30 protein-coding genes are annotated in these 26,710 nt (G+C 60.3%); 16 read left to right on the top strand and 14 right to left on the bottom strand.

What is annotated here, in order from left to right; all coding sequences use genetic code 11:
- The first annotated feature begins 119 nt into the window (after nt 1-119).
- The 5 genes from ACLGGT_RS08815 to ACLGGT_RS08835 are packed head-to-tail and all read left to right on the top strand — an operon-like array spanning nt 120 to nt 5,345.
- Nucleotides 120-980: a transglycosylase SLT domain-containing protein gene (locus tag ACLGGT_RS08815; RefSeq protein WP_437195743.1), complete on the top strand. Its 861-nt coding sequence runs from the start codon at nt 120-122 to the stop codon at nt 978-980.
- 3 nt (nt 981-983) lie between these two features.
- Nucleotides 984-3,068 carry a flagellar biosynthesis protein FlhA gene (gene flhA / locus ACLGGT_RS08820; RefSeq protein WP_437195744.1) on the top strand — a complete coding sequence of 695 codons (2,085 nt, stop codon included), beginning with the start codon at nt 984-986 and terminating at the stop codon, nt 3,066-3,068.
- A complete protein-coding gene (locus tag ACLGGT_RS08825) occupies nt 3,065-3,829 on the top strand; it encodes a flagellar biosynthetic protein FliR (protein ID WP_219435584.1) in 765 nt (254 codons plus the stop codon). The genes flhA and ACLGGT_RS08825 overlap by 4 nt, the downstream gene beginning before the upstream one ends.
- Before the next feature lie 2 nt (nt 3,830-3,831).
- Nucleotides 3,832-4,920, top strand: a complete 1,089-nt coding sequence (locus ACLGGT_RS08830) for an EscU/YscU/HrcU family type III secretion system export apparatus switch protein (RefSeq protein WP_081507044.1) — start codon at nt 3,832-3,834, stop codon at nt 4,918-4,920.
- Nucleotides 4,917-5,345 carry a hypothetical protein gene (locus ACLGGT_RS08835; RefSeq protein WP_254700074.1) on the top strand — a complete coding sequence of 143 codons (429 nt, stop codon included), beginning with the start codon at nt 4,917-4,919 and terminating at the stop codon, nt 5,343-5,345. The genes ACLGGT_RS08830 and ACLGGT_RS08835 overlap by 4 nt, the downstream gene beginning before the upstream one ends.
- Before the next feature lie 10 nt (nt 5,346-5,355).
- Here the strand turns inward: ACLGGT_RS08835 and ACLGGT_RS08840 are convergent, their stop codons facing one another.
- Genes ACLGGT_RS08840 through ACLGGT_RS08880 form a run of 9 tightly spaced genes read right to left on the bottom strand, consistent with a single transcriptional unit; the run spans nt 5,356 to nt 9,905 of the window.
- Nucleotides 5,356-5,838 carry a flagellar basal body-associated protein FliL gene (locus ACLGGT_RS08840; RefSeq protein WP_437195745.1) on the bottom strand — a complete coding sequence of 161 codons (483 nt, stop codon included), beginning with the start codon at nt 5,836-5,838 and terminating at the stop codon, nt 5,356-5,358.
- Between the two features lie 24 nt (nt 5,839-5,862).
- A complete protein-coding gene (gene flgH / locus ACLGGT_RS08845; RefSeq protein ID WP_008281470.1) occupies nt 5,863-6,597 on the bottom strand; it encodes a flagellar basal body L-ring protein FlgH in 735 nt (244 codons plus the stop codon).
- An 8-nt stretch (nt 6,598-6,605) separates the two neighbouring features.
- Nucleotides 6,606-7,022: a flagellar basal body P-ring formation chaperone FlgA gene (gene flgA, locus ACLGGT_RS08850; protein ID WP_081507042.1), complete on the bottom strand. Its 417-nt coding sequence runs from the start codon at nt 7,020-7,022 to the stop codon at nt 6,606-6,608.
- The gene (flgG, locus tag ACLGGT_RS08855) at nt 7,022-7,807 is read right to left on the bottom strand and encodes a flagellar basal-body rod protein FlgG (RefSeq protein WP_008281472.1); all 786 of its coding nucleotides are present in this window, start codon (nt 7,805-7,807) and stop codon (nt 7,022-7,024) included. The genes flgA and flgG overlap by 1 nt, the downstream gene beginning before the upstream one ends.
- Nucleotides 7,808-7,821: 14 nt before the next feature.
- Nucleotides 7,822-8,535, bottom strand: coding sequence for a flagellar hook-basal body complex protein (locus ACLGGT_RS08860; RefSeq protein ID WP_008281473.1), 714 nt, complete (start codon nt 8,533-8,535; stop codon nt 7,822-7,824).
- Between the two features lies 1 nt (nt 8,536).
- Complete coding sequence (locus ACLGGT_RS08865) at nt 8,537-8,806, bottom strand: flagellar biosynthetic protein FliQ (RefSeq protein WP_437195748.1); 270 nt, start codon at nt 8,804-8,806, stop codon at nt 8,537-8,539.
- 4 nt (nt 8,807-8,810) lie between these two features.
- Complete coding sequence (gene fliE / locus ACLGGT_RS08870; protein WP_437195750.1) at nt 8,811-9,101, bottom strand: flagellar hook-basal body complex protein FliE; 291 nt, start codon at nt 9,099-9,101, stop codon at nt 8,811-8,813.
- 12 nt (nt 9,102-9,113) lie between these two features.
- The gene (flgC, locus tag ACLGGT_RS08875; RefSeq protein ID WP_437195751.1) at nt 9,114-9,506 is read right to left on the bottom strand and encodes a flagellar basal body rod protein FlgC; all 393 of its coding nucleotides are present in this window, start codon (nt 9,504-9,506) and stop codon (nt 9,114-9,116) included.
- A gap of 9 nt (nt 9,507-9,515) precedes the next feature.
- Nucleotides 9,516-9,905, bottom strand: coding sequence for a FlgB family protein (locus ACLGGT_RS08880; protein WP_081507039.1), 390 nt, complete (start codon nt 9,903-9,905; stop codon nt 9,516-9,518).
- A gap of 86 nt (nt 9,906-9,991) precedes the next feature.
- On the opposite strand from ACLGGT_RS08880, the gene ACLGGT_RS08885 reads away from it, so the two are divergent.
- Nucleotides 9,992-11,341: a FliI/YscN family ATPase gene (locus ACLGGT_RS08885; protein ID WP_037297897.1), complete on the top strand. Its 1,350-nt coding sequence runs from the start codon at nt 9,992-9,994 to the stop codon at nt 11,339-11,341.
- Between the two features lie 6 nt (nt 11,342-11,347).
- Here the strand turns inward: ACLGGT_RS08885 and ACLGGT_RS08890 are convergent, their stop codons facing one another.
- Nucleotides 11,348-11,773, bottom strand: a complete 426-nt coding sequence (locus tag ACLGGT_RS08890) for a tellurite resistance TerB family protein (protein WP_008281479.1) — start codon at nt 11,771-11,773, stop codon at nt 11,348-11,350.
- Between the two features lie 121 nt (nt 11,774-11,894).
- On the opposite strand from ACLGGT_RS08890, the gene ACLGGT_RS08895 reads away from it, so the two are divergent.
- Nucleotides 11,895-13,469: a lysine--tRNA ligase gene (locus tag ACLGGT_RS08895; protein ID WP_375554354.1), complete on the top strand. Its 1,575-nt coding sequence runs from the start codon at nt 11,895-11,897 to the stop codon at nt 13,467-13,469.
- A 61-nt stretch (nt 13,470-13,530) separates the two neighbouring features.
- Complete coding sequence (locus ACLGGT_RS08900) at nt 13,531-13,929, top strand: c-type cytochrome (protein WP_219435579.1); 399 nt, start codon at nt 13,531-13,533, stop codon at nt 13,927-13,929.
- 52 nt (nt 13,930-13,981) lie between these two features.
- Here the strand turns inward: ACLGGT_RS08900 and ACLGGT_RS08905 are convergent, their stop codons facing one another.
- Nucleotides 13,982-14,641 (bottom strand): OmpA family protein, encoded by a 660-nt coding sequence (locus tag ACLGGT_RS08905; protein ID WP_081507036.1) that lies wholly within the window; start codon nt 14,639-14,641, stop codon nt 13,982-13,984.
- A 123-nt stretch (nt 14,642-14,764) separates the two neighbouring features.
- The gene (locus ACLGGT_RS08910) at nt 14,765-15,601 is read right to left on the bottom strand and encodes a methylated-DNA--[protein]-cysteine S-methyltransferase (protein ID WP_008281483.1); all 837 of its coding nucleotides are present in this window, start codon (nt 15,599-15,601) and stop codon (nt 14,765-14,767) included.
- A 98-nt stretch (nt 15,602-15,699) separates the two neighbouring features.
- Here ACLGGT_RS08910 and nth point away from each other — a divergent pair, with 98 nt between their 5' ends.
- Nucleotides 15,700-16,344: an endonuclease III gene (nth, locus tag ACLGGT_RS08915; protein ID WP_151978088.1), complete on the top strand. Its 645-nt coding sequence runs from the start codon at nt 15,700-15,702 to the stop codon at nt 16,342-16,344.
- A complete protein-coding gene (locus tag ACLGGT_RS08920) occupies nt 16,341-17,327 on the top strand; it encodes an adenosine kinase (RefSeq protein ID WP_081507034.1) in 987 nt (328 codons plus the stop codon). The genes nth and ACLGGT_RS08920 overlap by 4 nt, the downstream gene beginning before the upstream one ends.
- A gap of 256 nt (nt 17,328-17,583) precedes the next feature.
- Here ACLGGT_RS08920 and ACLGGT_RS08925 read toward each other — a convergent pair whose 3' ends face one another.
- Together ACLGGT_RS08925 and mutM are read right to left on the bottom strand one after the other, a co-directional pair.
- A complete protein-coding gene (locus tag ACLGGT_RS08925) occupies nt 17,584-18,360 on the bottom strand; it encodes an enoyl-CoA hydratase (protein WP_008281486.1) in 777 nt (258 codons plus the stop codon).
- Between the two features lie 64 nt (nt 18,361-18,424).
- The gene (gene mutM, locus ACLGGT_RS08930; protein ID WP_437195755.1) at nt 18,425-19,276 is read right to left on the bottom strand and encodes a bifunctional DNA-formamidopyrimidine glycosylase/DNA-(apurinic or apyrimidinic site) lyase; all 852 of its coding nucleotides are present in this window, start codon (nt 19,274-19,276) and stop codon (nt 18,425-18,427) included.
- A gap of 86 nt (nt 19,277-19,362) precedes the next feature.
- Here mutM and ubiE point away from each other — a divergent pair, with 86 nt between their 5' ends.
- From ubiE to aroA, 6 genes are all read left to right on the top strand, one after another.
- Nucleotides 19,363-20,106: a bifunctional demethylmenaquinone methyltransferase/2-methoxy-6-polyprenyl-1,4-benzoquinol methylase UbiE gene (gene ubiE / locus ACLGGT_RS08935; RefSeq protein WP_008281490.1), complete on the top strand. Its 744-nt coding sequence runs from the start codon at nt 19,363-19,365 to the stop codon at nt 20,104-20,106.
- 3 nt (nt 20,107-20,109) lie between these two features.
- Nucleotides 20,110-21,648, top strand: a complete 1,539-nt coding sequence (gene ubiB / locus ACLGGT_RS08940) for a 2-polyprenylphenol 6-hydroxylase (RefSeq protein WP_008281491.1) — start codon at nt 20,110-20,112, stop codon at nt 21,646-21,648.
- A 123-nt stretch (nt 21,649-21,771) separates the two neighbouring features.
- On the top strand, nt 21,772-23,892 hold the full coding sequence (locus ACLGGT_RS08945) for a YjbH domain-containing protein (RefSeq protein ID WP_112303068.1): 2,121 nt from the start codon (nt 21,772-21,774) through the stop codon (nt 23,890-23,892).
- Nucleotides 23,889-24,572, top strand: a complete 684-nt coding sequence (locus ACLGGT_RS08950; protein ID WP_437195757.1) for a YjbF family lipoprotein — start codon at nt 23,889-23,891, stop codon at nt 24,570-24,572. Before ACLGGT_RS08945 ends, ACLGGT_RS08950 begins: the two co-directional genes overlap by 4 nt.
- Before the next feature lie 111 nt (nt 24,573-24,683).
- Nucleotides 24,684-25,208 (top strand): UTRA domain-containing protein, encoded by a 525-nt coding sequence (locus ACLGGT_RS08955; RefSeq protein ID WP_437195759.1) that lies wholly within the window; start codon nt 24,684-24,686, stop codon nt 25,206-25,208.
- A gap of 80 nt (nt 25,209-25,288) precedes the next feature.
- Nucleotides 25,289-26,635 carry a 3-phosphoshikimate 1-carboxyvinyltransferase gene (gene aroA, locus ACLGGT_RS08960; protein WP_437195761.1) on the top strand — a complete coding sequence of 449 codons (1,347 nt, stop codon included), beginning with the start codon at nt 25,289-25,291 and terminating at the stop codon, nt 26,633-26,635.
- The last annotated feature ends 75 nt before the right edge of the window (nt 26,636-26,710 follow it).

The following is a 26,710-nucleotide window of genomic DNA, read 5'->3' on the forward strand; positions in this document are numbered from 1 at the left end:
GTTACCGAATCGCAAGAGTGATCGCGCAAGCTGGCGCGCAGATATTCTGAAAACCTGGGGATCCGTTGTGAGAGAAATTCGGCGATGAGCCCTTTGATACAACGTGAATGGGAGTGCTTATGAGAGACCTTCTGACCGTTCGCTGGTTGCTCTGTAGACGACGTGCGTTCGGAAGTTTGGCGCGGCGCGCTCAGATCCGAGGCGGGCTGGCACCGGCCGCTTGGCTCTTGACGTTCCTGTTTGTTCTTTATTTGAAGAAGCGTGAGGCGCGCTTGATCTGCCTTCTGCGCCAAGTGATCACCTCTGGCCTTCTCGGGGCAACACAGGCCTTTGCCGCGCCGGTTGATCTCTGCGATGACGCTGCCCGACACGCTGCGAGACATGCCGATGTTCCCACGAATGTGCTGCGCGCCATTGCCAAGGTTGAAACAGGTCGCTCGGTGGCGGGCACAGTAAAGGCCTGGCCCTGGACCGTGAACATAGAGGGCAAAGGCTATTGGTTCGAGAGCGAAGAGGAAGCGCAGACCTTTGTGCGCGCCGCCTATATGCGTGGTGCCCGCAGTTTCGATATTGGGTGCTTTCAGATCAACTTCAGATGGCATGGCGCAGCCTTCGAGTCGTTCGAAACCATGTTTGATCCGATGGAGAATGCGCTTTATGCCGCAAGATTCTTGCAGGAGCTGCGGCGTGAAATGGGCAGCTGGGCTAAAGCGGTTGGGGCCTATCATTCCAGGCAGCCGCAACGCGCCCAAGGTTATCGCGACCGGGTCGAAGATGTCTATGCCGGGCTGGATGTAGTGCGGTCCTCGGAGCCTGTGGCAACATCGCGCCAGAGACTTTCAGAGCCTGTTCTGTCCAGCAACGGCTATCCGCTGTTGCAACATGCGGATGGCGTCACGCGCTCGGGCTCTCTCGTGCCGATGGGGGAAACGCGGCGCTATGTAATCCGGCTCGATCAAACAGTTGCGGTGGGGTTCTAAGGCATGGGCGGTCTTTCCATCAAGTCGGTGTTTCAACCAACGGTCCTGCTGGCGCTCGCGCTTATGGCCGTGATCGTGATGATGATCCTGCCCGTTCCGGCATGGCTGCTTGATGTCGGGCTGGCGGCATCTTTTGCGCTCGCAATCCTGATTTTTACGATCACGCTCTTTATCGATCGGCCGCTCGATTTTTCCGCATTTCCAACCATCCTCCTTGCATCGCTGATGCTGCGCCTGGCGCTCAATGTTTCTTCGACCAAGCTGATCATCGGACAAGGCCATACCGGCACCGATGCCGCAGGACAGGTGATCGAGGGGTTTGCCGATTTCATCATCGGCGGCAATGTTCTTTTGGGTCTTGTCGTGTTTCTCGTGCTTTTGATCGTCAACTTTCTGGTGATCACCAAAGGTGCCGCGCGCATGGCAGAGGTTGGTGCACGCTTTGCCCTTGATGCAATGCCCGGCAAGCAGCTTGCCATTGACAGTGACATGTCGGCGGGTGCCATCAATCATCAGGAGGCCAAAGAGCGGCGAGAGCAGGAACAACAGGAAACCACTTTCTTTGGATCGCTCGATGGGGCCTCAAAATTCGTCAAAGGGGATGCGGTTGCGGGCCTTTTGATCACGCTTCTGAACTTTCTCGTCGGTCTTGTGATCGGCATCACGCTCCATGACATGCCGATCGGTAAAGCCTTTGAAACCTATACGATCCTGACAATCGGTGACGGGCTGGTTACCCAGATTCCGGCTGTCATCATCTCGATCGCTGCGGCGCTGCTACTGGCGCGGGGCGGCAATAAAGGCGCGGCGGATCTGGCGATTTCCGAGCAGATCGGGCGTCATCCGACGGCGCTGGCGACAGTCGCTGTCTTGATGGGGCTTTTTGCGCTCGTGCCGGGCCTGCCGTTTGTGCCGTTCCTCCTCGGTGGCGTCGGATTGGCCGCTCTGGCTTATGCCAGCCATCGCAGTCGGGGCGCGAACCCCGCCTCATCGCAAGAAGACACCCTTCCCGTGAGCGCGCCGATCAGGTCAATGGGCGACATTCTGGAACTGGATGACATTCACGTGGAATTTGCCCCGGACCTTGTCAACATGGTGCTTGATCCCGGTGCCGGCCTTGAGGCGCGCATCACCAACATGCGCCAGTATGTTGCGACAACATATGGGGTTATCCTCTCGGATATCCGATTGACCGACGATCCGGGTATGCCACCAGGCAGCTACGTTATACGCATTCAGGGGGTGGAACGCGCGCGGGCGTTTCTGAGGGACAATCACCTTCTTGCCCTCGACCCCGACCAGTATCCGGCCCTTGCCCCAGGTGAGACGGTCAAAGAGCCGGTGTATGGTGCCCCGGCACGTTGGATTCCGGCTTCGGAGCAGGATCGTGCGGCGCTGTCCGGGGCCACTCTGGTGGCACCCCCAGAGGTGCTTGCGACCCATCTTCTAGAGGTGATCCGCCGCAATCTGAGCCGGTTGCTGACAATGAAGGCCATGCGCCGCCTGCTCGACGAGATGGTCAATCTCTCTGACAGAGGCAGGTCTGAGGCCAACCGCAAACTGCTCGAGGACATGATCCCGGATCGTGTTGCACCGGATCTCTTGCATGCGGTCCTGCGTCTGTTGCTCGCGGAGCAAGTCTCGATCCGAAATCTGCCGTTGATCCTTGAGAGCATTGCTGAAAACCGGCAGTTTGGGCCGCAGCCTGAGGCCATTTGTGAGCATGTGCGCCAGAGGCTTGGGTTTCAGTTGGTGGCCGGCCTGCAACGCCCCGACGGCAGCTTGCCCCTGATCCAGCTTGCACCGGAGTGGGAGGATACATTCACCGCTTTTGAGATGAGCGGCGAGCGTGGTCGCTCCGACGTTGCCTTGCCGCCGGAGCAGTTCAGCACGCTCACGGCCGGGGTCGCCGAGCAGGTGCAACTGGCCGGAGAAAGGGGGCTCTCGCCCGCCCTGGTCACATCGTCTTTGCGGCGCCGATTTCTGCGCACACTTTTGATCGCAAGGAATGTCAACGTTCCCGTTCTCAGCTTTGAAGAAATAGGATTCGAGGCCAAGCCATCGCTAGTCGGCGTGGTGCGCGCATGACGCCTCTCGCTCAGGTCTTTGATCTGTCGATCGAGATGCTTTGGTTGCACGCAGCCGTATTTCTGCGGGTCGCACCGATCATCGGGCTCTTGCCAGGGTTCGGCGAATCCTCCGTCCCGATGCGGATCAAGCTGGTTCTTGTCATCGCCTTTACACTGATCGTGACACCGGTCCTATCGCCTGATCTGGCAGATCATGCTCGGGCACCGACGGTAGGTTTGATCCTGTCCGAGACGATTGTCGGCCTTGCCCTGGGCGTTGCTCTGCGGCTCTTTCTGATGGCTTTACAAATGGCGGGGTCGATTGCGGCGCAGTCGACCTCATTGGCGCAAATCCTCGGAAATGCCAGTCAGACGCCGCTTCCGGCCATTGGTCACCTTCTCGCAACTGGCGCGGTGGCCCTGATGATGATTATGGGCGTCCATGTGCGTTTGGCTGAGATGATTGTGCTCAGCTACGGGATATTTCCAGTCGCGGAGTTTCCAGACGTTGGCACCCTGTCGCAATGGGGAGTTGCCCGGATCGCGCAGGCGTTCTCTTTCGGCTTTTCTCTTGCTGCGCCCTTTGTGCTTGTTTCGGTGTTGTATAATCTGACGTTGGGCATAATCAATCGGGCGATGCCCCAGTTGATGGTTGTTCTCGTCGGCGCCCCGGCTGCCATGGCCCTTACCCTCTTTCTGTTGATGCTCGTGGTGCCCACGATGCTGGTGGTTTGGCTCGGAGCATTTCAAAGCTTTGTCACAAACCCGTTTGGAGGGTGACGATGGCCGAGCAAAACGACGACTCTGACAAGACGCTAGAGGCAACACAGCACAAGCTGGACGAGGCCCGCAAAAAGGGAGAGTTTGCGCGCTCTGCCGATCTCAACACTGTTGGAACCTACGCTGGGTTATTGCTGGCCCTCAGTCTTGCAAGTGGCACGCCTGTTGAGACAGTCGGAGCCAACCTCATGACTTTGGTCGAACACTCAGACCAGTTGGCCAAGCTCATATTTCAAGGCGGGCTGGGCGCCTCCGCGCTGGGTGGAATAGCGGCACAGATCGTATTCGGCCTGTCCCTCTTTTTACTTTTGCCAATGGTTATGGCACTTGCGGCCGTGATCGCACAGCGCGCTTTTGTCGTGGCTCCGACCAAGATCGAACCCAGGGTATCGCGCATCAATCCGGTTGAGAACGCAAAGAACAAGTTCGGGGCAACGGGGCTCTTCGAATTTGCCAAGAGCTTTGGGAAATTGTTTCTGTACAGCCTCTTGCTTGGGGGTTTTCTGACCTATCGGCTACCTGAAATGATGAGCACATTGCATGCAGAGGCCCCGATCATCGGGGCGGTGATGGGCAAATTGATCATCGAGTTCATGATTATTGTTTTACTCATCTCGCTCGCAATCGGCGGTCTTGATTATCTCTGGCAGTATTTCGATCATTTGCGGCGTCAGAGGATGTCTCACAAGGACCTTCGCGATGAGTTGAAGCAGAACGACGGCGATCCCGCGGTCAAACAGCAGCGCCGACGCCGCGCGATGGAGTTGGCATCTGGCAGGATGATGGCCGATGTGCCAACGGCGGATGTGGTCATCGTCAATCCCACTCATTTTGCAGTGGCCCTGAAATGGAGCCGCAAACCGGGGGCTGCGCCAACCTGTGTGGCCAAAGGCATGGATCATATAGCGCTCGCAATCCGCGATCTCGCCCGAGAAAGTGGTGTGCCCATCCTTGAGGATGCGCCAACAGCGCGCGCGCTGCATGCCACGACAGAAATCGGCCGTGAAATCGATCCAACGCATTATGCGGCTGTGGCCGTCGCCATCCGTTTTTCCGAAGACATGCGCCGCAAGGCAAGGAGTTTTGGGTGACCGCTCGAAGCCATGCAGATATGGTGGCCTTGACTGACGCGCTCTATCGTGCGGCCTCGGCCAAGATGCAGCGGATACTGTCAGAGGAGGCACGGTTGCGTGCAGACCTTAGCCAGCTTGAGACTATGCGCGGCGCTACGCAAGATATGCCCCAAGGCGATGCGAGCGGATACCGTGCGGTTGGCGCAGATCTTTTATGGCAGGGTTGGATCGGGCAAAGCAAGGCCCGCCTGCATTCCGACCTGGCACGCGTTCTGGGGAGCAAAGGACAACTAAGCCGAGAGCTGCGCCGCAGCTTTGGCAAGTACCAAGCGGCGGCGCAGCTCTCTCAAGAGGAAAGGCACCGCACCGTGCAAGCGCGCGCTAAGGCGCAAGCTGCGCTCTCGGAAAGCCTTGCGCGACTCCAACAGATGCCTCCGGACTGACCGCCGCCGCCTAGACGTCTTGTCGTGCGATTTCCGTGATCAGAACGCCCAGGATAGCATCCCCCAACACCTCTTGCGCCACGTCGCCGAGCGCTGCACGCAGTACATCCATGTTTCGAGCCTTGGTGAATTCCCCTTGAAAACCGCCTCTGTTGGCGTGATCGAAAAGTGCCTGCAACAGAACATCCCGCAGCTTTGGCTCTCGGTCATAGACCTCGGCTGTGCGACCTGCGGTGGTTTCTATGCTGAGTGACAGCACCACAAGTGCGTTTATCCTGTCTTTGGCAACCAGTGGGATGACGAACTGGTTGTTCAGCTTTACGATTTCACTGCCTTTGTGGGCCTCTGGTCGCGGTGTTGCGTGATCCGTGGTTGGTTCGGATGGGTGTTCCGCCTGCGCGCTCTCTGGCTCAGGCTTGAGCAAAACGCCTGCCCCGCCCCCCGCAGCCAAGCCAATCACAAGCAAGAACAGAGGAAGCATTTTCGCAAGCATTATGATAGGTCCTGATTTTGGTTTTCAGAAGGGAAGAAGGCCATCGAGCAACTGCTGACCGATCCTGGGTTGTTGAACATCGGTGATCTGGCCGCGCCCACCATAGGAAATCCGGGCGGCGGCGATTTTGTCATAGGTGATCTCGTTCTGGCGCGAGATGTCTTCGGGCCGCACGAATCCGGACACCAGCAATTCGCGCAACTCGAAATTGACCCGCACCTCTTGAGAGCCTTGGATTTCAAGTACCCCGTTCGGCAGAACCTGCATCACGGTTGCGGCCACGCGCAGGGTCAGCTCTTCACTCCGGCTGACCGAGCCTTCTCCGCCGGATTGGCTGGTTGAATTGAGACCCGCCGCGCGGTCAAGACTGGCCCCTTCAGGCAGGTTGCGGTTGATCCGTTGGGGGATGCCGAAGAGATCCGGGATCGCGAGGCTCTCGGACCCGTCCCGAGAGCGCGATGTGGAGTTCGAGATCTGCGCCTCTTCGTCAATTTCAATGACCACCGTCATGATATCGCCACGCTGCGCTGCGCGCCGGTCGCCCAAAAGGGATTGCTTGCCACCGCTCCAGAGCGAGGCTTGTTGAAACGGGGCGTTCTGCGCGGTGCTGCGCGGCAGGCCCGGATCAAGCATGGCAAGCTGTTCGGTGGAGTTCATGGTCGGGGTGAAACTTGGCGGTTTCCCGAGATGGTCGAGCCGCGCGCAGGAGGCGGCCAGCAGAACCACGACAAAGATTAAATTGAGACGCAAGGCAGTCATGGTGGCTCCTATTGCGACACGAGTATCTGGCCGTTTGCCGTCACGCGCCCCGAGACAGTGGCGCGCGACGCAAGGTTCATCACGCGGACATGATCACCAATCCCGGCTCGGTCGAGCGAGCGGCCTTCTGTCATGATCTCCAGGCCGCCACGCAGATAGATCAGTGGGACGACCTGATTGCGCTCGACTACGGTGGGGGGCCCGACATCGCCTTGGCGCACCGGACGACCCGGATAGAGGGCGACGCGCGCCTCTTGCCCAATCAGGTCCTCTAGCGCCACATCGCTGTGGCCCTCGCCCTGTTGCAACAAGAGATCGGCCGGACCAAGGATTTCTTGTGGGCGGATTGTGCGGGTGGCGAGGATGACATCTGCCAAAGCCGGTCCGCTGAGAAAAATGCCGAGCATAAAAGCCAGAGACCGCATCACCGCACCTGTGTTGTGGCGCTGAGCATCTGGTCAGCGGCGGTGATGACCTTGGCATTCAGCTCATACCCTCTTTGGGCCTCAATCAACTCGGTAATCTCACGCACCGGATCGACGGAACTGTCTTCCAGATAGCCTTGGCGCAGCGTGCCCAAACCATCTTGTCCGGCGGTGGTGACATTCGCGGGGCCAGAGGCCTCGGTTTCGACGAAAAGATTGCCGCCGATCGCCTCTAGCCCCTTGGGGTTGGTAAAGCCGACAAGGTCGATCTGCCCCAGTTGCTGCGCCTCGGCGGTGTCTTGGAAAAAGGCGAAAACCTCGCCTTCGGCGTTGATGGTGATGCTGCGGGCATCCTCGGGGATCGTAATCTCGGGGGCGATCGGAAAGCCCTCGGAATTGACGATGACCCCATCCGCCGAGCGTTTGAGCGCCCCGTCGCGGGTATAGCCGGACTGGCCAGAGGGCAATCGGACCTCCAGATAGCCGCCCCCGTCGATGGCGAGATCGAGATCGCCATTGGTCTGGGTCAGCGACCCTTGGGCCAGTTGTACGGAAATCGCCGATGGGCGCACACCAAGGCCCAGTTGCACGCCGGTGGGCAAAACCGTGCCATCGGCCGCATTGATGGTGCCAGCGCGCGCGAGTTGCTGATAGTGCAAATCCGCGAATTCTGCCCTGCGCGCATTGTAGCCGGTGGTCGACATGTTGGCGAGATTGTTCGAAATCGTTTCGACCCGCATTTGCTGGGCGGCCATTCCGGTGGCGGCGATCTTGAGGATATGCATGACGCGCTCCTGAGTTAACGGATGAGGGAATCGAGCGCGGAGGTCACGCGCTCATGTTCGGTATCGAGAAAGCTCTGGCCCATTTCATAGGCGCGCTGCACTTCGATCATGCGGGCGACCTGGCCGATGGGATCGACATTGGCCCCCTCCAGAAATCCCTGGTGAATGACCCCTTCTTCGACCGGTTCGAACCCGCCATCGGCATGGAACATCACGCCATCCTCGCGGATCATGCCAACCCTATCGATGGGGCGCACAAGGCCAATCTGGGCCAGCGGGCGGCCATTGTCGCTGAGCGTGCCGTCGGGAGAGAGACCGATACTGCTGGCGTCAGGGGGAATGAACACGGGCGCCCCGCCTGCATCCAGCACGCGAAAGCCATCCGGCGTGACCAGATCGCCTTGCGCCGAGAGTGTGAAGCTGCCCGCGCGCGTCAGCCGCTCGCCTGCCGGGGTCTCGATCAGGAAAAACCCGTCTCCCTCAATCGCTAGATCAAGCATGCCGCCCGTAGGGGTGAGCGGCCCTTGGAGCGTGGAGGTCATCCGCACATTACCCCGCGCCATCGAAAGAGAGGGGCCGCCTTCGGTGCGTTTGACGAATTCGGAAAAGATCAGCCCCTCTTGGCGATAGCCGGTGGTCGCGGCATTGGCGATGTTGTTGGCCACGACCTGCAATTCGCGCAAGAGCCCGGATTGCCGGGTGAGGGTTGTGTAGCCCGCGCTTTCCATCTCAGCCTCCTGTGATGATCGGGATGAGCCGGTCCTGAAAGAAGGTGACCAGCGTTTGCGTCATGAAGCCCATGGTGATCCAGAACACGACAATGATCGCGCCCAGTTTGGGAACAAAGGTCAGGGTCAGTTCCTGAATCGAGGTGAGCGCCTGAAAGAGCCCCACCACGAGGCCCGCCAGAAGCGCCACCGCAAGGATCGGAAAAGAGATAATCACCGAAATCCAAAGGGATTCGCGCAACGTGTCAAAGAACAGGAGCTCGTTGAGCATCGGATCAGACCGGCATGCGGAGGATTTCCTGATAGGCCTCCACCACACGGTCGCGCACCGTGACGGCGGCCTCAACCGCGAGTTCGGTCTGCGCAAGCGCCTGCACCAGAGAATGTGGATCAGCCTTGCCGATCATGCTCGCTTTGGCGAGGGTTTCGCCCTCTGAGAGGGTGGCGGCAAAATCCTTGGCCACGGTCTGAAAGGCGCTGCCCGCCGCATTGTGACTGGCGGCCGGTTCGGTCGCCATGCGGGCGGCAGAGTATTTCTGGGCGGTATTCAATCCGGTAATATCCATTCTGGATCTCCTTTATCGGCGTAACAGGTCCATCAGCCCGGCAGACATCTGCCGCACCTGATCAAACATCTTTAGATTGGCCTCGTAGCTGCGCTGCGCCTCGCGTGCGTCGGCGATTTCGATCATGAGATCGACCGTGGACCCTTGGTAATGCCCGGTTTCATCCGCAAGCGGGTGACTGGGATCGTAGATCCGCTGTGGGGCGCTCTGATCAAGGTGGACCCGGCTCACCGTGACGGCGCCAGCGGTCCCGGTCCCGGCGTGGGTCGTCTCGAACGATACGGTTTTGCGGCGATAGCCGGGCGTGTCGGCATTGGCGATATTCTCGGACACATGCTGCAGACGTTGCGCCTGAGCCTTGAGCCCGCTGGCTGAAACCGAAAGGGCGTTGGAAAAATCGCTCATCTTCCGCCCCTATCGCCGCCCGATCGCCGCGCGCAGCACGGTGAGCGAGGATTTGTAGATCGCGAGCGCGCGGTCGTGTTGGCGTTTCACATCCACCGCGCGCAGCATTTCGGTCTCAAGCGTGACCGAGTTGCCATTGGGGTCCGCGACGGCATCCCTGTCTTTGGCAACAGCAAAATCAAGGCGCGTTTCATGGCCGAGCATATGCCCGCTCCGTGTCGCGCGCGGCATCTGTCCCCCGTCATCAGAGGCGTAGACCACCGCAAAATCTGCGATGTCGCGCGCGGCATAGCCCGGCGTATCTGCATTGGCCATATTCTGCGACACCAGCGCCTGACGGGCACCCGCGTGCTGCGCCAACGCATGAGCCATGCGAAATACTTCCATCTTTTCAAACATCGGGGCTTCTCCCTCGAGTGGCTTCAACCAAGGCTTAACCCTGATTCCTTTAGAAATTGTTTGCGGGATCATGATTGGAGCAGGCGATGCAGAGACAGGACATGGCGGCGTTGCGGGCGGAACTTTCTTCGCTGCGTCTGTCGCGGGTGATAGGCCGGGTAAGCGCGGTGCAAGGAAATACCTTGCGGATCAGTGGCCTGTCTTCTGAGGCACGGCTAGGAGACAGGGTGGACATTCGCCGCCGGTCTGGTGCGCCGCTCTCTGGCGAGGTGATCCGGCTTGAGGCGGCTTCTGTGATGGTCTTGCCTGAGTCCAGCCCCGAGGGGGTTGCCCTTGGGGACCGTGTGATTCTGGGGCAGGCAGAGGCCATCGCGCCGTCACACGGCTGGTTGGGTCGGATCATTGATCCCTTTGGTGCACCGCTCGATGGTCGGCCTCTTTTGCGTGGGGCCGAGACACGGGCGTTGCGCGCAGAGCCCCCGGCCCCGGCGCGGCGGCGCGCGCTGGGCGCGCGGCTGGAAACTGGAATGGCGGCCTTTAACACGGTGCTGCCCATCGTGCGCGGACAGCGCGTGGGCCTTTTTGCCGGGTCAGGCGTTGGTAAAACCATGCTGCTGGGGCATCTGGCGCGGCACATGCAGGCCGATGTTGTTGTGATCGCTCTGATCGGCGAGCGCGGGCGCGAGTTGCGCGAATTCGTCGAGCATGTGCTGGGGCCTGAGGGTATGCGCCGCGCGGTGATCGTCGCCGCCACCTCGGACCGCTCGCCGCTTGTTCGCCGCCGTTGTGCCTGGACGGCAATGGCCGTGGCCGAGTTTTTCCGCGATCAGGGTCAGCAAGTGCTGTTCCTTGCCGATTCGATCACGCGCTTTGCCGAGGCGCATCGCGAGGTGGCGACGGCGGCGGGGGAAATGCCTGCGCTGCGCGGCTTTCCGGCCTCAACCTCGCATTTGATCATGTCGCTTTGCGAGCGGGCGGGCCCGGGCGAGGACGGGGCCGGCGATATCACCGCGCTTCTGACCGTTCTGGTCGCTGGCTCGGATATGGAGGAACCGATTGCCGACATTTTGCGCGGCGTGCTTGACGGGCATGTGGTGCTGGATCGTCAGATCGCGGAGCGCGGGCGCTATCCGGCGATCGATCTTTTGCGTTCCGTGTCGCGGAGCCTGCCGCGCGCCGCAACGGATGAAGAAAACACCCTGATTTCACGAACGCGCAGCCTTTTGGGCAATTATGCCCGGTCTGAGACCATGATAAAGGCAGGCCTCTATGCCGAGGGCAGCGATCCCGAACTCGATCAGGCGATACGGATCTGGCCCGAGCTTGACGGGTTTCTGGCCGAAAAAGAGGCGGTTTCCGCTAAGAACAGCTTTGCCCGTCTGGGTGTTATCCTGCGGCGGGCAGGAACGCCGCCACTTCGCGGCGCGGCACGTTGAACTGGCTTACGCGAGCATGTGCCGTGCCCGTGCGCCCCGTTCGATGGCGGCGGCATGCAGCCTGTCGATGGTCAGCTCGTAGCGGATTTCTTCGAGCAGGCGCAACTCGCGCTCGTTCAGTGTCCCATCTGCCGCAGCCACATCACAGGCAAGCGCATAGGCTGTCTCGAACAGCCGTTCGGGCAGGTTCGCACGCACAAGACCAAAGAGCGCATCCAGACCGTCTTCGACCGTAAAAAGGTCGAGCACGGTTTGCGACATCAACCTGAGCCGATCCAGATCATAGTCGGCAAAGATCGGCAGGTTATTCACCGTGCTTTCGATCTTGATGAGTTCAGCGGTGCGCATATCCTCATCCGAGGCCGAGACGGCGATCATCACCGCCACAAGGCAATCTTGCGGTGTAAGCGGGTGGGGCATCGGTTCTGACATGTGCGGGCCTTTCGCGCGGGGCTATGTTGCGGTGCAGAATATTGACTGTCACGCCCCCCGGCAATAGGAAGCGCAGATGCTTTGCCGGGATTTCGGCGGGCTGAAACCTGGAGTGTGACCGATGTCCGAATTGCGCGATGCCGCCATGAATTCGAAAGCCTGGCCTTTTGAAGAGGCGCGCCGCGTGCTCAAGCGCTATGAAAAGGCACCGCCGGAAAAGGGTTACGTGCTGTTCGAGACCGGTTATGGCCCCTCTGGCCTGCCGCATATCGGCACCTTTGGCGAGGTGCTGCGCACGACGATGATCCGCCGTGCCTTTGAGGTGATAAGCGACATTCCGACACGGTTGATCTGCTTTTCCGACGATCTTGATGGCATGCGCAAGGTGCCGGGCAATGTGCCTGACCGTGAAATGCTGATGGAGCATCTTCAAAAGCCTCTCACCTCTGTGCCAGACCCTTTTGGCACGCATGAGAGCTTTGGCCACCATAACAACGCCATGCTGCGGCGGTTCCTCGATACCTTTGGGTTCGACTATGAGTTCTATTCGGCCACGGAATTCTATCGCTCAGGTCAGTTTGACGACGTGCTGCGCCGCGCCGCAGAACGCTATGACGCGATCATGGCGATCATGCTGAAATCGCTGCGTGAAGAGCGGCAGCAGACCTATTCGATCTTTCTGCCCATTCACCCCGAAACGGGCCGTGTGCTCTATGTGCCGATGAAAGAGGTGAACGCCAAGGATGGCACCATCACCTTTGACGATGAGACGGGGCGCGAATGGACCCTGCCGGTGACGGGCGGCAATGTGAAACTGCAATGGAAGCCTGATTTTGGTGCCCGTTGGGCTGCTCTTGGCGTTGATTTCGAGATGTATGGCAAAGACCACTCGACCAACACGCCGATTTACGATGGCATCTGTCGTGCGCTCGGCGCACCCGCGCCAGAGCATTTCACCTATGAGCTTTTCCTTGACGAGAGCGGACAGAAGATTTCGAAATCCTCGGGCAATGGTGTGTCAATTGATGAGTGGCTGACCTATGCCGCCACCGAAAGCCTGTCGTATTTCATGTATCAAAAGCCCAAGACCGCCAAGCGGATGCATTTCGATGTCATCCCACGGGCCGTGGATGAGTATCATCAGCAATTGCGCGCCTATCCCGAACAGACGCTAGAGCAGCAGTTGGCCAATCCGGTTTGGCATATTCACGGCGGCAAGGTGCCCGAGAGCCGGATGGTTGTGCCCTTCTCGATGCTGCTCAACCTCGCCTCGGTCTCGGCTGCCGAAGACAAGGAAACGCTCTGGGGCTTTATCCGTCGCTATGCGCCCGACGCCCGCCCCGAGACCCATCCTGATCTCGACGCGGCAGCCGGCTATGCGGTGCGCTACTACAAGGATTTTGTGGCCCCAGCCAAGGTTTACCGTGCGCCCACTGATCTGGAACGTGAGGCCTTGGTGGACCTGCGCACGCAACTGTTGGCCTATGATGGCCCAGCCGAGGATGAGGCGCTGCAATCCATCGTCTATGCCGTGGGGCGTGACCGGTTCGATCCGTTGCGCGACTGGTTCAAGGCGCTCTACGAGGTGCTTTTGGGGGCGTCTCAGGGGCCACGCTTTGGCGGGTTCATAGCACTTTATGGCGTGACGGAAACTGTGGCACTGATCGACAAGGGGTTGTCGGGCGAGTTGTCCTGATCAGGGCCGTTGCGCAGCCTTGGTGCTCTTGCTACCTTTGGTGAAAACAAAGGGGCGAGCGATGCGTATCTTGGCAATCCTGACCGCCGCAGGCCTTGCGGCCTGTGCAGCGACGGTCTCCATGCCCGATGCGGGCGAGGGGGCGGGAATTTATAATGCCAACTGTGCCCAATGCCATGGGGCATCCGGGCAGGGGGACGGCCCTTGGGCGTCTGGTCTCACGCCGGCTCCGGCGGATCTGACGCAACTGTCGAAAGATGCGGTTTTCCCCCGCGCCCATGTTTTGTCGGTGATCGACGGCTATGACCGCACCGGACTTCCGGGTCAGGACATGCCCGAATTCGGTCTGCTGCTCGAGGGGGAAACCGTGCCGCTTGATGTGGGTGACGGCGTTCTCACACCCACACCGCGCCCGCTTGCAGCGTTGATGGCCTATCTCGAAAGCATCCAAGTCAAATGAATAAGGGGGCTGACCGGGATTCCGCCAGCCCCCTCTTTTCAGTCAAACACGATCAGGCGTTGGGCAGGATCACGATTTCGACCCGGCGGTTCTGCGCCTTGCCTTCGCTTGTGAGGTTTGAGGCGACGGGCTGATCCTCGCCCCGGCCAATGGCGCGGAGGCGACCATAAGGCACGCCGCCGCTGGCAAGCACATCCGCAACCGCATTCGCGCGACGCAACGACAGGCCCTGATTATATCCTGCATCGCCGTCGCTGTCGGTATGGCCTACGACCTGCACCGTGGTGTTGGGATAGGCTTGCAGGCTCTGCGAGACCTTGAAGAGATCATCACGCAGCGCGGGGGCCACTGTTGCCCCGTCCACCGGGAAAAGGATGTCTTGCGGCATGGTCAGGATCAGGCGGTCACCGGTGTTGACGATCCGCACATCGCCGTCGAGTTGCTGACGCAACTCGGCCTCTTGCCGGTCCAGCGCGTTTCCGATGGCCGCGCCACCCACGGCACCAAGTACGCCACCAAGCAGCGCGCCCTTCCCCTTGCTGTCGCTGACAATCGCTCCGGTCCCGGCACCGATGAGACCACCGATGATCGCCCCCTGCTGGGTTTTTTGGTTGGGGTTTGTGCCACCCACATAGCCCGGATCGGTGCAGGCGGTTGCCAGCAACAGGGATGCGCCGGAAAGCATCAATAAGGGTTTTTTCGCTCGTATCATGGAATTCGCCTCTTCGGTTCAACTGGCCCGATGGATCGGGTCTGCGCCGATGATATGCAATAACAACCCGTATCCCAAGGGTCATTCACGGGGAAAAACCTGGCATTGCCTGCAACTTTCCGCCTATCCGTCGGCGCGGGCACCCTCCCAGGCAAGAATAGCGCGCTTGACGGGCAAGCCCCAGTGATAGCCGCCAAGCGCGCCTGATTTGCGCAAGGCCCGGTGACAGGGGATAATGTAGCTGACCGGATTGCGCCCGACCGCAGTGCCCACAGCCCGCACCGCACGTGGATTACCGATGGCGCTTGCGATTTCGGAATAGGTGGTCACGTGGCCCGAAGGTATTTGCAAGAGCGCCTCCCAGACCTTGATCTGAAACGGTGCGCCGATCATGTGGACCGCCGCCTCGCCGCGCCCGCCAAAGGCTGCATCGACCCAGCCCGCGATTTTGTCGGGCGCCTCGGTATACGCGGCCTTGGGCCAGCGGGATCGCATATCGGCCATCGCGATCTCTCTCCCGAATTCTTCGGAAAAGGCCAGGCCACACAGCCCGCGATCGGTGCCCATGGCAAGCGCCTCACCAAAGGGGCTGTCGAACCAGCCGAAATGGATCGTCAGCCCGTCGCCCCCGCGGGCAAAATCGCCGGGGCTCATCGCCTCCCACCGCAGAAAAAGATCGTGGAGCCGCCCCGTGCCCGACAGGCCCGCCGCATCGGCAGCCTCCAGCGTCGTGAATCGCTCTGCCAATAGCGCCTTGGCATGGCCGAGGGTCAGGTACTGCTGATAGCGTTTCGGCGACACCCCCACCCATTGCGAAAAGAGCCGCTGGAAATGCGCAGCACTCATGCCCATCTCTCGCGCCAATTCCTCGAGCGTCAGCGCCGCGTCGTGGCCATCAATAAGGTCGATAGCACGGCGCATGACGTGGTAGTGATAGCCGGATTCGGGTTGGGCGTTCATCTTGGCGTTCCTGTGATTTCACAGGCAGGATAAGACGCCGGTTCAGGGCATGCGACCCGAATGTTGCGCATCCCGCCAAATCCCGGCATAGAACAGCCATGGCACGCCAACTTGACTATCATAAGGTCCGCGAGATTTTCGCCCGGTTCGAGGCTGCAGAGCCGGAACCCAAGGGCGAGTTGGAGCATGTCAACGCCTATACGCTTGTCGTCGCCGTCGCCCTTTCGGCGCAGGCCACCGATGTCGGCGTCAACAAGGCGACGCGCGACCTCTTCAAAGTCGCTGACACCCCGCAAAAGATGCTCGATCTGGGCGAAGAGGGGCTGATCCAACACATCAAGACCATCGGCCTCTATCGCAACAAGGCCAAGCATGTGATGAAACTCAGCCGGATCCTTGTCGAGGACTACGGCGGAGAGGTGCCCAACTCCCGCGCCGCGCTGCAATCCTTGCCCGGTGTCGGGCGCAAAACGGCGAATGTTGTGCTCAATATGTGGTGGCATTATCCGGCGCAGGCGGTGGATACGCATATCTTCCGCGTCGGCAACCGCAGCGGCATCTGCCCCGGCAAAACGGTGGACGCTGTCGAGCGCGCTATCGAAGACAACGTGCCGGTGGACTTTCAGCGCCACGCGCATCACTGGCTCATCCTGCATGGCCGCTACACCTGCAAGGCGCGCAAACCCGCCTGCGGCACCTGCCTTATTCGTGATCTCTGCTTATTCGAGGACAAGACCCTATGACAAAATATCAGGCCGTTGGCATCGGTAATGCCGTGGTGGACGTGATCAGCCAATGCGATGATGCCTTTCTGGCGCGCATGGCCATCGACAAGGGCGTGATGCAATTGATCGAAACCGAACGCGCCGAATTTCTCTATGAGAACATGACCGACCGTCGGCAGATGCCGGGGGGCTCGGTGGCCAATACCATCGCGGGACTGGGCGCGCTTGGCCTCTCGACAGGTTTTATCGGTCGGGTCAGCGATGACGATCTTGGGCGCTACTACGCTGCGGCGATGGCCGAGGTCGGTACTGATTTCGTCAATCCACCACGCGGCGATGGCGCGCTGCCCACCTCGCGGTCGATGATCTTTGTCTCGCCAGATGGCGAGCGGTCGATGAACACCTATCTGGGTATCTCGACCGAACTCGACGATGCAGATGTGCCCGAGGCCGTGGCCGGGCAGGCAGAACTTTTGTTTTTAGAGGGGTATCTCTTTGACAAGCCCAAGGGCAAGGCAGCGTTTCAGGCGGCAGCGCGCGCGGCGCGGGCCGGCGGCGGCAAAGCCGGGATCACCCTCTCCGACCCGTTCTGCGTCAATCGCCACCGGGACGACTTCCGGGGTCTCTTGCGCGAGTTGGACTATGTGATCGGCAACGAACACGAGTGGTGCGCGCTCTACGAGACCGAGGATCTGGGCTCTGCGTTGGAACAGGCGGCATCTGAAAGCGGCCTCATTGTCTGCACCCGTTCGGGGCATGATGTTGTGCTGGTTCAGGGGGATGAAACTGTCACTGTTCCCGTGCATCGCGTGACCCCGGTTGATACCACCGGCGCGGGCGATCAGTTTGCCGCTGGACTGCTCTACGGCCTGGCGACGGGCCAACCGCTGGCGGTGGCCGGGCGCATGGGCTGTATCGCGGCGGCCGAAGTGATTGGGCACTATGGCGCGCGCCCCGAGGCGGACGTGAAGGCGCTTTTTGCTGCCGAAGGATTGATCTGAGAGGTTGGCGTCTGGCGGCAGAGCGCAGAGTTTGAGTATTTTTGCCAAAAAGAAGGGCAAGGTTTTATTAACCCTGACGTGAGATGCTGGGTCTGCGGTACAGGCTGGAGAGCCGATGACCGCCCATGAAGAAGCCGCGCCCGGGTGTTGCGTGTGTCAAATCCGGGCGCGCATTTCGGTTTCTTTATGGTCCAAATACTCCGGGGTGAATTGGCCGTAGGCCAAGAGGGGCAGCGCCCCTTTTGGTGTAAAACGCTTACTTGTCGCGGAACTGCGCCTCGCGTTTCTCGGAAAACGCGGCCATCCCCTCTTTCTGATCCTCGGTAGCAAAGAGCGAATGGAACACGCGCCGCTCGAACAAGAGCCCCTCGCGCAATGTCGTCTCATAGGAGCGGTTGACCGCTTCCTTTGCTGCCATCACCGAAATTTGCGATTTCTCTGCAATTTTCTGCGCCGCTGCCATCGCCTCTTCCATCAGCTTCTTGGCTGGGACCACCCGGCTCACGAGGCCTGAACGCTCTGCTTCTTCGGCATCCATGAAGCGGCCCGTCAGGTTCATGTCCATCGCCTTGGACTTGCCCACCAGCCGTGTCAGGCGCTGCGTTCCGCCAAGGCCCGCGATCACGCCGAGATTTATTTCGGGCTGGCCGAATTTGGCGGTGTCCGAGCAGATGATGAAATCGCACATCATCGCCAGTTCGCAACCCCCGCCAAGCGCATAGCCCGACACCGCCGCGATGATCGGCTTGCGTACCCGGGCGATGGCGGCGCTATCGGCGGTAAAGAGGTCTTCGGTGAAGACATCGACAAAGCTCTTCTCGCTCATCATCTTGATATCGGCCCCGGCGGCGAAGGCTTTTTCCGAGCCGGTCAGCACGATACAGCGCACTTTTTCGTTCTGTTGCGCCTCTCCCAATGCCTCTGCAAGTTCCGACATCAACTGCGCATTGAGCGCATTGAGCGCGTCAGGCCGGTTGAGCTTGATGAGGGCGACGTGGTCTTCTATTTCGACGATGATCGTCTCATAGGCCATGAAATCAGCTTTCATTTGTTTCCATCAGGGCCGATTCATTACCACTGTTGGCCGCGCGTTCAACCTATCTTTGACATAGCGGGCAATAGAAGCTGGAGCGACTGGCCTGTACGACGCGGGCGATCTGGCCTTTACATCCGGGGCTGCGGCAGGGCTCGCCCTCGCGCCCGTAAACATCAAAACTATGCTGGAAATAGCCCAACTCCCCGTCAGCCTGACGAAAATCCCGCAACGAAGAGCCACCGGCAGAAATTGCATCGCTCAACACGTCGCGGATGATCGGCACAAGGGCGGCGGCGCGTTTGCCTGAGAGTGCTCCGGCCCGCTGCAAGGGCGAGAGGCGCGCGCGATACAGCGCCTCGCAGACATAGATATTGCCCAGACCTGCGACGATTCGTTGATCCAGCAGGGCGGATTTGATGGGGGTGTTGCGCCCCTTGAGGGCGGCAACCAAATAGGGTTCGCTGAATGCATTGCCCAAGGGTTCCGGCCCAATCCGGGCCAAGAGTGGATGCGTCTCTGCCGTGGCTGTGGGCAAAAGATCCATGGCGCCAAAGCGGCGCGGATCGTTGAAGGTGATGCGCGCGCCGTTTGCCATGTCAAAAACCACATGGTCATGCTTTTCCGGGGCCGGGTGATCGTGGACAAAGCGGCCCAAAGGGTCGCCTGAAACCAGCATGCGGCCCGACATGCCAAGATGAATGAGAAGGCTCTCGCCGGATGTCAGATCGGCGAGAATGTATTTCGAGCGTCGTCGCAGCGCTGTCACGGTCTGACCAGTCAGCCGTGCCGCCATATTGGGCGGAAATGGCCAACGCAAATCTGGACGGTTCACGGAGGCAGAGGCGATCACCTGCCCCTCCATCACCGGGGTAAGGCCGCGGCGGACTGTCTCAACCTCGGGCAATTCTGGCATATCGGACCTCTATGGGCACAAGGGGCGCATTGTAACCCCCTGTCATAGCCCTATAAGAAAGGCGAGACACAAGAGCGGCAAGGCCCATGAACGAGAAAACCACGCATTTTGGATTTCAGGATATCCCCGAGTCGGAAAAGGCCGGGCGTGTGCGCGGCGTGTTTGGCAGCGTGGCCAGTAAATACGACGTGATGAATGATGCCATGTCCCTTGGTATCCATCGAATCTGGAAAGATGCGATGATGGATTGGCTGGCCCCGCGCGCGGGCCAACGCCTTCTTGATGTGGCGGGGGGCACGGGAGATATCTCTTTTCGCTTTCTCAAGCGGGCCGGTCATGGTCATGCCACCGTGCTTGATTTGACAGAGCCGATGCTGGTCGAGGGGCGCAAGCGCGCCGAGGCCGAGAGTATGGCAGACAGCCTTGATTGGGTGGTGGGCGATGCGATGGCGCTGCCCTTTCCGGATGCGAGTTTCGACGTCTACACGATCAGTTTCGGCATCCGCAACGTGACCCGCCCCCAAGAGGCGCTGAACGAGGCGTTTCGCGTGCTCAAGCCCGGTGGGCGGCTGATGGTGCTGGAATTCAGCCAAATCCCCAATGAGTTGATGCAAAAGGTTTATGACCTCTACAGCTTCAACATCATCCCGCGTCTGGGGCAGATGATCGCCAATGATCGCGACAGTTATCAGTATCTTGTCGAATCCATCCGCCAATTTCCTGATCAAGAGACGTTTCTGGGGATGGTCCGGCAAGCCGGGTTCGAGAATGCCAAATACCGCAATCTGAGCATGGGCATTGCCTGTCTGCATTCCGGCTGGAAGATCTGAGCGATGCGTGGCCCGCACAATATCCTGCGCCTCATCCGAACCGGGGCGACGCTGGAACGCACGGGGGCGATGGGCCTCATCATGGATGCCTTCGAGGCCCCGCCCTTGGTGCGCGGCACGATGCGGTTTCTGGCTTGGCCGTTTCAATGGCTGGGGGACAAGGGCGATCTTGCCACTCCGCCCGCGCCGCGTGCGCTGACCGCTCTGGGGCCTGCCTATATCAAGTTTGGCCAGATCCTCAGCACCCGTCCCGATCTGGTGGGCGAGGAATTGGCAACGCATCTGCGGGTGTTGCAGGATAAATTACCGCCCTTTTCGGTAGATCTGGCCAAACGCAGTATCGCGCAGGAACTCGGCCGACCGGTCGAAGACATCTTTGATGATTTCAGCCCGCCCGTGGCCGCCGCCTCTATCGCGCAAGTCCACAAGGCGCGGCTGCGCGATACGGGCGAGGCGGTTGCCGTCAAGGTTCTGCGTCCTGGGATCGAACGGGCCTTTCGCCGCGACATCGACGCCTTTTATTTCGCCGCGCGCATGGTCGAGCTTTTGGCCCCCGGTGCGCGCCGATTGCGCCCAACCGATGTCATCGCCCATTTCGAGGGCGTGGTGATGGGTGAACTTGATTTGCGTCTTGAGGCGGCTTCGGCCTCGGAATTTGCGGCCAATACCGCCAAGGATGCCGGGTTTCAGTTGCCGACGGTGCAATGGCCGCTTTCTTCGCGCCGCGTGATGACCATGTCTTGGGCTGACGGTTTGCCGCTTGGGGATAATGCCGCGCTGGATGCCGCAGGACATGATCGCGCCGAATTGGGCGAACGGGTGTTGCAGCTCTTCCTCAGCCATGCGCTGCGTGATGGCTATTTCCACGCCGATATGCATCAGGGCAATCTCAAGGTTTCCGGGAATGGCGATATCATTGCCTATGATTTCGGTATCATGGGGCATATCGACGAATATACCCGCCGGGTTTATGCCGAGATCCTTTATGGATTTATCAAACGCGATTACCGCCGCGTCGCCGAGGTGCATTTTGAGGCGGGCTATGTGCCTGCGGACCGGGATGTCGATGCCTTTGCCCGTGCGCTGCGCGCGGTCGGCGAGCCGATTTTTGGCATGGATGCCAGCAAGATTTCCATGGGCAGCCTGCTTAGCTACCTCTTTGAGGTCACAGAGCGGTTCGGCATGGAAACGCGCACCGAACTGATCCTGTTGCAGCGCACGATGGTTGTGGTTGAAGGCGTGGCGCGCAGCCTCAACCCACAGATCAATATCTGGCAGGTCGCAAAACCTGTGGTCGAGGACTACATCAAAAAGACCATTGGACCGCGCGCCGCCCTGCGGGATCTGGGGCGCACGGCCATGGTGCTGTCGCGCTATGGTCCAAGGTTGCCGGGGCTGGTCGAGGCTGCGCTTATCCGGCAAACCGCAGCGCCGGTGCCGGTCAAACGCGCGGTCTGGCCCGAGCGCGCGCTTTGGGCCGGGCTTGGGTGCCTGGTCGGTGCGGTTGGCGTTACGCTCACGGTATTTCTGGTCGGGATGTGACGGATTTTTGCACAAATTAAGAGCAATCACAGCAACGGCTGAAACTCACATTGCCGTGCCGCGCTGTGATCGTTATGGTCGCCCGGGAGAAGTTGCAAGGCGCTCGGAACCGGTGAACAGTCGATGACAATCAGATTGCGAAACATCTTGGGCGCAGTGGCCGTTATGACAGGGGCTACCGGCGCATCAGCGAACGATCTGGTCACGACACTTACCAATAACTACGGCACCCCGGGCGGTCTTATTGACATGCCCACCGCCGAGATGGCGCCGGATGCGCAATTGTCGACGACCATCGCCTATTTCGACGGGTTTAGCAAAACGACCCTCAGTTTTCAGGTGGCCCCTTGGCTGACAGGCAGTTTTCGATATTCCGGCACCAAGGATCTGACGCCGCAATTCGATATTTTCTATGACCGCAGCTTTGACTTGCGGTTCCGGCTGTTCAAGGAAACCGAATACTCACCGGCCATCGCGGTCGGGCTTCAGGATTTTCTGGGGACAGGCGTGCTTGGCGCGGAATATATCGTTGCCACGAAATCTGTTGGCAGCCGTCTGCGTGTGACCGCAGGTCTGGGTTGGGGGCGGTTTGGATCCAACAACTCGATTGGTGGATTCGGGACGAGAACACCGTTCAACTTTGCAGGTGTGGGCACCGGCGGGGACGTGAGCATATCCAACTGGTTCAAGGGGGATATCGGCCTCTTTGGGGGGTTCAGCTATAACGTATCGGACAAGCTGACATTCGCACTGGAATATTCGTCCGACAGCTATGACACCGAACGTCGCGCCGGTATTTTTGAGCAGAGCACGGCGGTTAATGCGAGCCTGAATTACGAATTCGCACCCGATGCCAATCTCCGGGCCTATGTTCTGCATGGCGAAGAAATCGGCGTCAGCCTTGCCATCGCGATCAACCCGCGCGGGATGCCTGTTCCGGGCGGGTTGGAACCTGCGCCTCTGCCCGTTGCGGTGCGAGATCCCGATGCCGCCCGCGATCTTGGTTGGGCAGACCAGCCGGCGGCGCGTGCGCAAGTTGCGAAATCGCTCGAGGAAACGCTGGCTTTGGATCAGATTGACCTGATCCGCCTGCGACTTGAAGGGCGTGCGGCCTATGTCGGCATCCAGAATGAGACCTATGACCGCACATCGCAGGCCCTGGGGCGCACCGTGCGCGCAATGACCCGCGCGCTGCCTGCCTCGGTCGAGGATTTTCACGTCACGCTCTACGCCAAGGGTATCCCGGCCAGCACGGTCAGCTTTTCACGTACCGACATCGAGCGGTTAGAGCACAAAGCCTCGGATGAGGCGCTGGCGGCGGCAACCTTTCGTGACAGTCTGCGGTTCGGCAATCTTCCCGAGCCGGTTCTAGGCAAGTTTCCGCGCTACGGATGGAGTATTTTTCCCTTTACGCGGGTCAGCCTGTTTGACCCCGACGAGCCGCTGCGTTTTGACGTCGCGCTGCGTTTGCAGGGGCAGGCCGAATTGGGGCGGGGATGGGTTGCTCGGGCGGCAACCTCTGTCAAGCTGTTCGGCAATCTGGATCAATCCAACCGTTTCAGCAATTCACGCATTCCGCGCGTGCGGTCGGATGCGGCGCGATTCGCCCAATCCGATGCGCCTCGTGTCGATTGGCTGACACTCAGCAAATATCACCGGCTTGCCCCGGATTATTACGGGCGCATCACCTTGGGATACCTCGAACAGATGTATGCGGGTGTCTCGACCGAGGTGTTGTGGCGGCCCGTGGACAGCCGCATCGCCATCGGCGCGGAATTGAACTATGTCCGTCCACGCGACTTTGATGGTGATTTTGGCCTGCGCGACAGCAATACGGTCAGTGGCACCATTCCGGATTTCAACGGGCATGCCTCGGTCTATTACGATTTCGGCGGTGGATACCACGCGCAGGTCGACGCCGGCCGGTATCTGGCGGGGGATTGGGGCGTGACCATCGGTTTTGACCGGGAATTCGCCAACGGCTGGAAAGTTGGGGCCTTTGCCACCAAAACAGATGTCTCTGCGCAGGATTTCGGCGAAGGGTCATTTGACAAGGGCATTCGCATTACCGCCCCGATTTCGTGGCTGTTCGGCAAGCCCACACAGCAGGCGCCAACCGCCGTTATCCGCCCGCTGACCCGCGATGGGGGCGCGCGCGTCAATGTGACGGGCCGTCTTTATGAAACCGTGCGAAACTCGCACGAGCGCGACACCGTGGCAAGCTGGGGGAAATTCTGGAGATGATCGCTGCGTCCCTGCCTCGGCTGAGTCTGTTGGTCTGCGCCATGGTCCTTGCGGGCTGTACGAACCAGCGGAGTTCCGAGAATGTTTTTACCGTCACAAAGAGGTTGATTGAGCAGCGCCGCGCGCAGCCCGTCACCCCGGACCCAAAGATTGTGCAGGCAGTCGCCACGGATGCATTGTCAAGAACGACTGGCCCTGTCTTGCTTTATACTCTGGAGGACCGCAAAGCGGTCGCGGTTCTGCGGCCTATTGCAGAGAATGGTGCCTACCAGACTTGGGCCTCCTATGGCAGTTCCGAGCGGCTGAGCGCCACGACGTTGAACGGTGTTCTGGTCTCGACCCGGGGGCTTGGCAACGACCTGATGTCATCTCGCGTAGAGCCGCTGCTTGAGGTCGTATCGCGCCGTGAGGATGGCGTTGCCACGATCCAGCAACGCTATCTCGATGGTGAAAACCAGATCGTGAATCTGAAATCCGACTGCAAGATTACGCGCGGGGAAACAGAAGCCGTGACCAGTGTCGCTGGTTCGGTGCAAGGGGTGCGCATGACAGCGGAATGCTGGCAAGCCAACCGCAGCGTGGTGAATTCCTATCTGGTCGATGCAAATGGTGCCGTCGTGCAATCGCGCCATTGGGCGGGGCCGACCATGGGCTACAGTACCATTCAGCGGTTGCGTTGACCGCGAGCGTATGCGCCACCTCGACTGCGGGGCGCATGCTGTGGTCGAGAGTGACGGCAAGTTGCGTGCACCAGATGCGTTCCAATCGTTCCTGATCGGAAACCAGTCGCATTGTCTGGCCGTACAGCCAGCAATGGCCCGCACCCGGTCAGCCGCGCAACGGTCGACATTCCCGTAATCCGGCAAGAAGTGGGCGCGCTTGGCAAGACCTATGGCTATAGGCGTCTGACCCATGCAACGAGCCTTCCGCCGGAGGGCGTGGCGCGCCGCCTCTGCTCTTCTACGACCTGTCCCTGTCTGCATGTCACGGCGCTGCACCTTGCCTCTGGCAAACCTTTCGTGCTCGAGGATCGTTGGGTTAATTTGCAAACGGCCCCCGCTGCGGCTGCACAGGATTTCGAAACGACCAATGCCAATGAGTGGCTCTTGGCCCATGTTCCCTACACTCATGGGGAAATACCCCTGTCGGCTCAGGCCGCCACGGGCGACGAAGCCCGATTGCTAGAGACCGACCCCGGCTCGCCCCTTTTTGTCATCGAGCGGCTGACATGGGATCATGGGCGCGGCGTAACGCTTGCGCGCCTTTGCTCCGCGCCGGGGCACTTGATCGTGACCCAATTGGGCACCGCCCCTTAATCCAAGGCGGCGATGGTCATGGACGGGTCCGCCTGCTTGGGCTATCAGGCGGGCAATACAGACCAGTCAAGAGGCGCACCATGTCCGGCCACGGCACCCCCATTCCTATGACCTCTCACCGCTCCGGGCCGCTGTCCGGTGTCGCCGATGTGCCGGGGGATAAATCAATCTCGCACCGCTCTCTCATCCTTGGGGCTCTGAGCGTTGGGGAAACGGTGATCACCGGGCTGCTTGAAGGCGAAGATGTGCTGGATACGGCCAAGGCGATGCGCGCCTTTGGCGCCGAGGTGACACGCGATGCGGCGGGTGTGTGGCATGTGCATGGTGTGGGTGTCGGTGGCTTTGCCGAACCGGGCCACGTCATTGACTGCGGCAATTCGGGCACCGGCGTGCGGCTGATCATGGGCGCGATGGCGACCTCGCCTATCACGTCAACGTTTACGGGCGATGCAAGCCTTAACAAGCGCCCTATGGCACGGGTCACGGACCCTCTGGCCCTCTTTGGGGCGCAAGCGGTGGGCCGGTCGGGCGGGCGGTTGCCCATGACCATCGTGGGCGCAGCAGAGCCAGTACCGGTTCGCTATGTGGTGCCTGTACCCTCTGCGCAGGTCAAAAGCGCGGTGCTCCTAGCAGGCCTCAACGCGCCAGGGCAGACTGTGGTGATCGAGCGTGAAGCGACGCGCGACCATACAGAGCGGATGCTGGCCGGCTTTGGCGCAGAAATCACCACCGAAGACACCGATGAGGGGCGGGTGATTACCCTGACCGGGCAACCCGAACTTCGGGCGCAAGCCATCGTGGTGCCGCGTGATCCGTCTTCGGCGGCCTTTCCGGTCTGTGCTGCTTTGATCGTTCCCGGTTCTGACGTGCTTGTGCCCAATATCGGGCTAAACCCAACGCGCGCGGGCCTATTTGCGACGCTGCGCGAGATGGGGGCAGACCTGAGCTATGAGAACTTGCGCGAAGAAGGCGGCGAGCCGGTGGCCGACTTGCGCGCGCGCTTTTCGCCAGACCTCAAGGGGATCGAGGTGCCGCCCGAGCGCGCGGCCAGCATGATCGACGAATATCCGGTGCTGTCCGTTGTGGCCGCCTATGCCACCGGCGAAACCGTGATGCGCGGCGTCAAGGAATTGCGTGTCAAGGAAAGCGACCGGATCGAAGCCATGGCTGCCGGATTGCGCGCTGGCGGTGTCGAGGTCGAGGATGGGCCGGATTGGTGGATCGTACAGGGCAGGGGGCATGGGCATGTGCCGGGCGGCCAGACCTGCGCCAGCCATCTTGACCACCGGATCGCGATGTCCTTTCTCGTCATGGGCATGGCCAGCACTGCGCCGGTGCAGGTCGATGACGCAAGTCCCATCGCCACCTCTTTTCCGATTTTCGAGTCGTTGATGGCACAGCTTGGCGCGGATATCAGGCGTGATTGAACCCGCCGCGCGGGGCAGGCGGTGGGCAAGGCAAATGTGCGTGTGTCCCATTGCGCGCACCAGGGCAGAGGGCCT

Source organism: Roseovarius sp. MS2 (assembly GCF_051447875.1).
GTDB lineage: Bacteria > Pseudomonadota > Alphaproteobacteria > Rhodobacterales > Rhodobacteraceae > Roseovarius > Roseovarius mucosus_A.

Coding starts and splice junctions, on each gene's coding strand:
- ACLGGT_RS08815 (WP_437195743.1), top strand. CDS start 120: ATGAGAGACCTTCTGACCGTTCGCTGGTTGCTCTGTAGACGACGTGCG.
- flhA (WP_437195744.1), top strand. CDS start 984: ATGGGCGGTCTTTCCATCAAGTCGGTGTTTCAACCAACGGTCCTGCTG.
- ACLGGT_RS08825 (WP_219435584.1), top strand. CDS start 3,065: ATGACGCCTCTCGCTCAGGTCTTTGATCTGTCGATCGAGATGCTTTGG.
- ACLGGT_RS08830 (WP_081507044.1), top strand. CDS start 3,832: ATGGCCGAGCAAAACGACGACTCTGACAAGACGCTAGAGGCAACACAG.
- ACLGGT_RS08840 (WP_437195745.1), bottom strand. CDS start 5,838: ATGCTTGCGAAAATGCTTCCTCTGTTCTTGCTTGTGATTGGCTTGGCT.
- flgH (WP_008281470.1), bottom strand. CDS start 6,597: ATGACTGCCTTGCGTCTCAATTTAATCTTTGTCGTGGTTCTGCTGGCC.
- flgA (WP_081507042.1), bottom strand. CDS start 7,022: ATGCGGTCTCTGGCTTTTATGCTCGGCATTTTTCTCAGCGGACCGGCT.
- flgG (WP_008281472.1), bottom strand. CDS start 7,807: ATGCATATCCTCAAGATCGCCGCCACCGGAATGGCCGCCCAGCAAATG.
- ACLGGT_RS08860 (WP_008281473.1), bottom strand. CDS start 8,535: ATGGAAAGCGCGGGCTACACAACCCTCACCCGGCAATCCGGGCTCTTG.
- ACLGGT_RS08865 (WP_437195748.1), bottom strand. CDS start 8,806: ATGCTCAACGAGCTCCTGTTCTTTGACACGTTGCGCGAATCCCTTTGG.
- fliE (WP_437195750.1), bottom strand. CDS start 9,101: ATGGATATTACCGGATTGAATACCGCCCAGAAATACTCTGCCGCCCGC.
- flgC (WP_437195751.1), bottom strand. CDS start 9,506: ATGAGCGATTTTTCCAACGCCCTTTCGGTTTCAGCCAGCGGGCTCAAG.
- ACLGGT_RS08880 (WP_081507039.1), bottom strand. CDS start 9,905: ATGTTTGAAAAGATGGAAGTATTTCGCATGGCTCATGCGTTGGCGCAG.
- ACLGGT_RS08885 (WP_037297897.1), top strand. CDS start 9,992: ATGCAGAGACAGGACATGGCGGCGTTGCGGGCGGAACTTTCTTCGCTG.
- ACLGGT_RS08890 (WP_008281479.1), bottom strand. CDS start 11,773: ATGTCAGAACCGATGCCCCACCCGCTTACACCGCAAGATTGCCTTGTG.
- ACLGGT_RS08895 (WP_375554354.1), top strand. CDS start 11,895: ATGTCCGAATTGCGCGATGCCGCCATGAATTCGAAAGCCTGGCCTTTT.
- ACLGGT_RS08900 (WP_219435579.1), top strand. CDS start 13,531: ATGCGTATCTTGGCAATCCTGACCGCCGCAGGCCTTGCGGCCTGTGCA.
- ACLGGT_RS08905 (WP_081507036.1), bottom strand. CDS start 14,641: ATGATACGAGCGAAAAAACCCTTATTGATGCTTTCCGGCGCATCCCTG.
- ACLGGT_RS08910 (WP_008281483.1), bottom strand. CDS start 15,601: ATGAACGCCCAACCCGAATCCGGCTATCACTACCACGTCATGCGCCGT.
- nth (WP_151978088.1), top strand. CDS start 15,700: ATGGCACGCCAACTTGACTATCATAAGGTCCGCGAGATTTTCGCCCGG.
- ACLGGT_RS08920 (WP_081507034.1), top strand. CDS start 16,341: ATGACAAAATATCAGGCCGTTGGCATCGGTAATGCCGTGGTGGACGTG.
- ACLGGT_RS08925 (WP_008281486.1), bottom strand. CDS start 18,360: ATGGCCTATGAGACGATCATCGTCGAAATAGAAGACCACGTCGCCCTC.
- mutM (WP_437195755.1), bottom strand. CDS start 19,276: ATGCCAGAATTGCCCGAGGTTGAGACAGTCCGCCGCGGCCTTACCCCG.
- ubiE (WP_008281490.1), top strand. CDS start 19,363: ATGAACGAGAAAACCACGCATTTTGGATTTCAGGATATCCCCGAGTCG.
- ubiB (WP_008281491.1), top strand. CDS start 20,110: ATGCGTGGCCCGCACAATATCCTGCGCCTCATCCGAACCGGGGCGACG.
- ACLGGT_RS08945 (WP_112303068.1), top strand. CDS start 21,772: ATGACAATCAGATTGCGAAACATCTTGGGCGCAGTGGCCGTTATGACA.
- ACLGGT_RS08950 (WP_437195757.1), top strand. CDS start 23,889: ATGATCGCTGCGTCCCTGCCTCGGCTGAGTCTGTTGGTCTGCGCCATG.
- aroA (WP_437195761.1), top strand. CDS start 25,289: ATGTCCGGCCACGGCACCCCCATTCCTATGACCTCTCACCGCTCCGGG.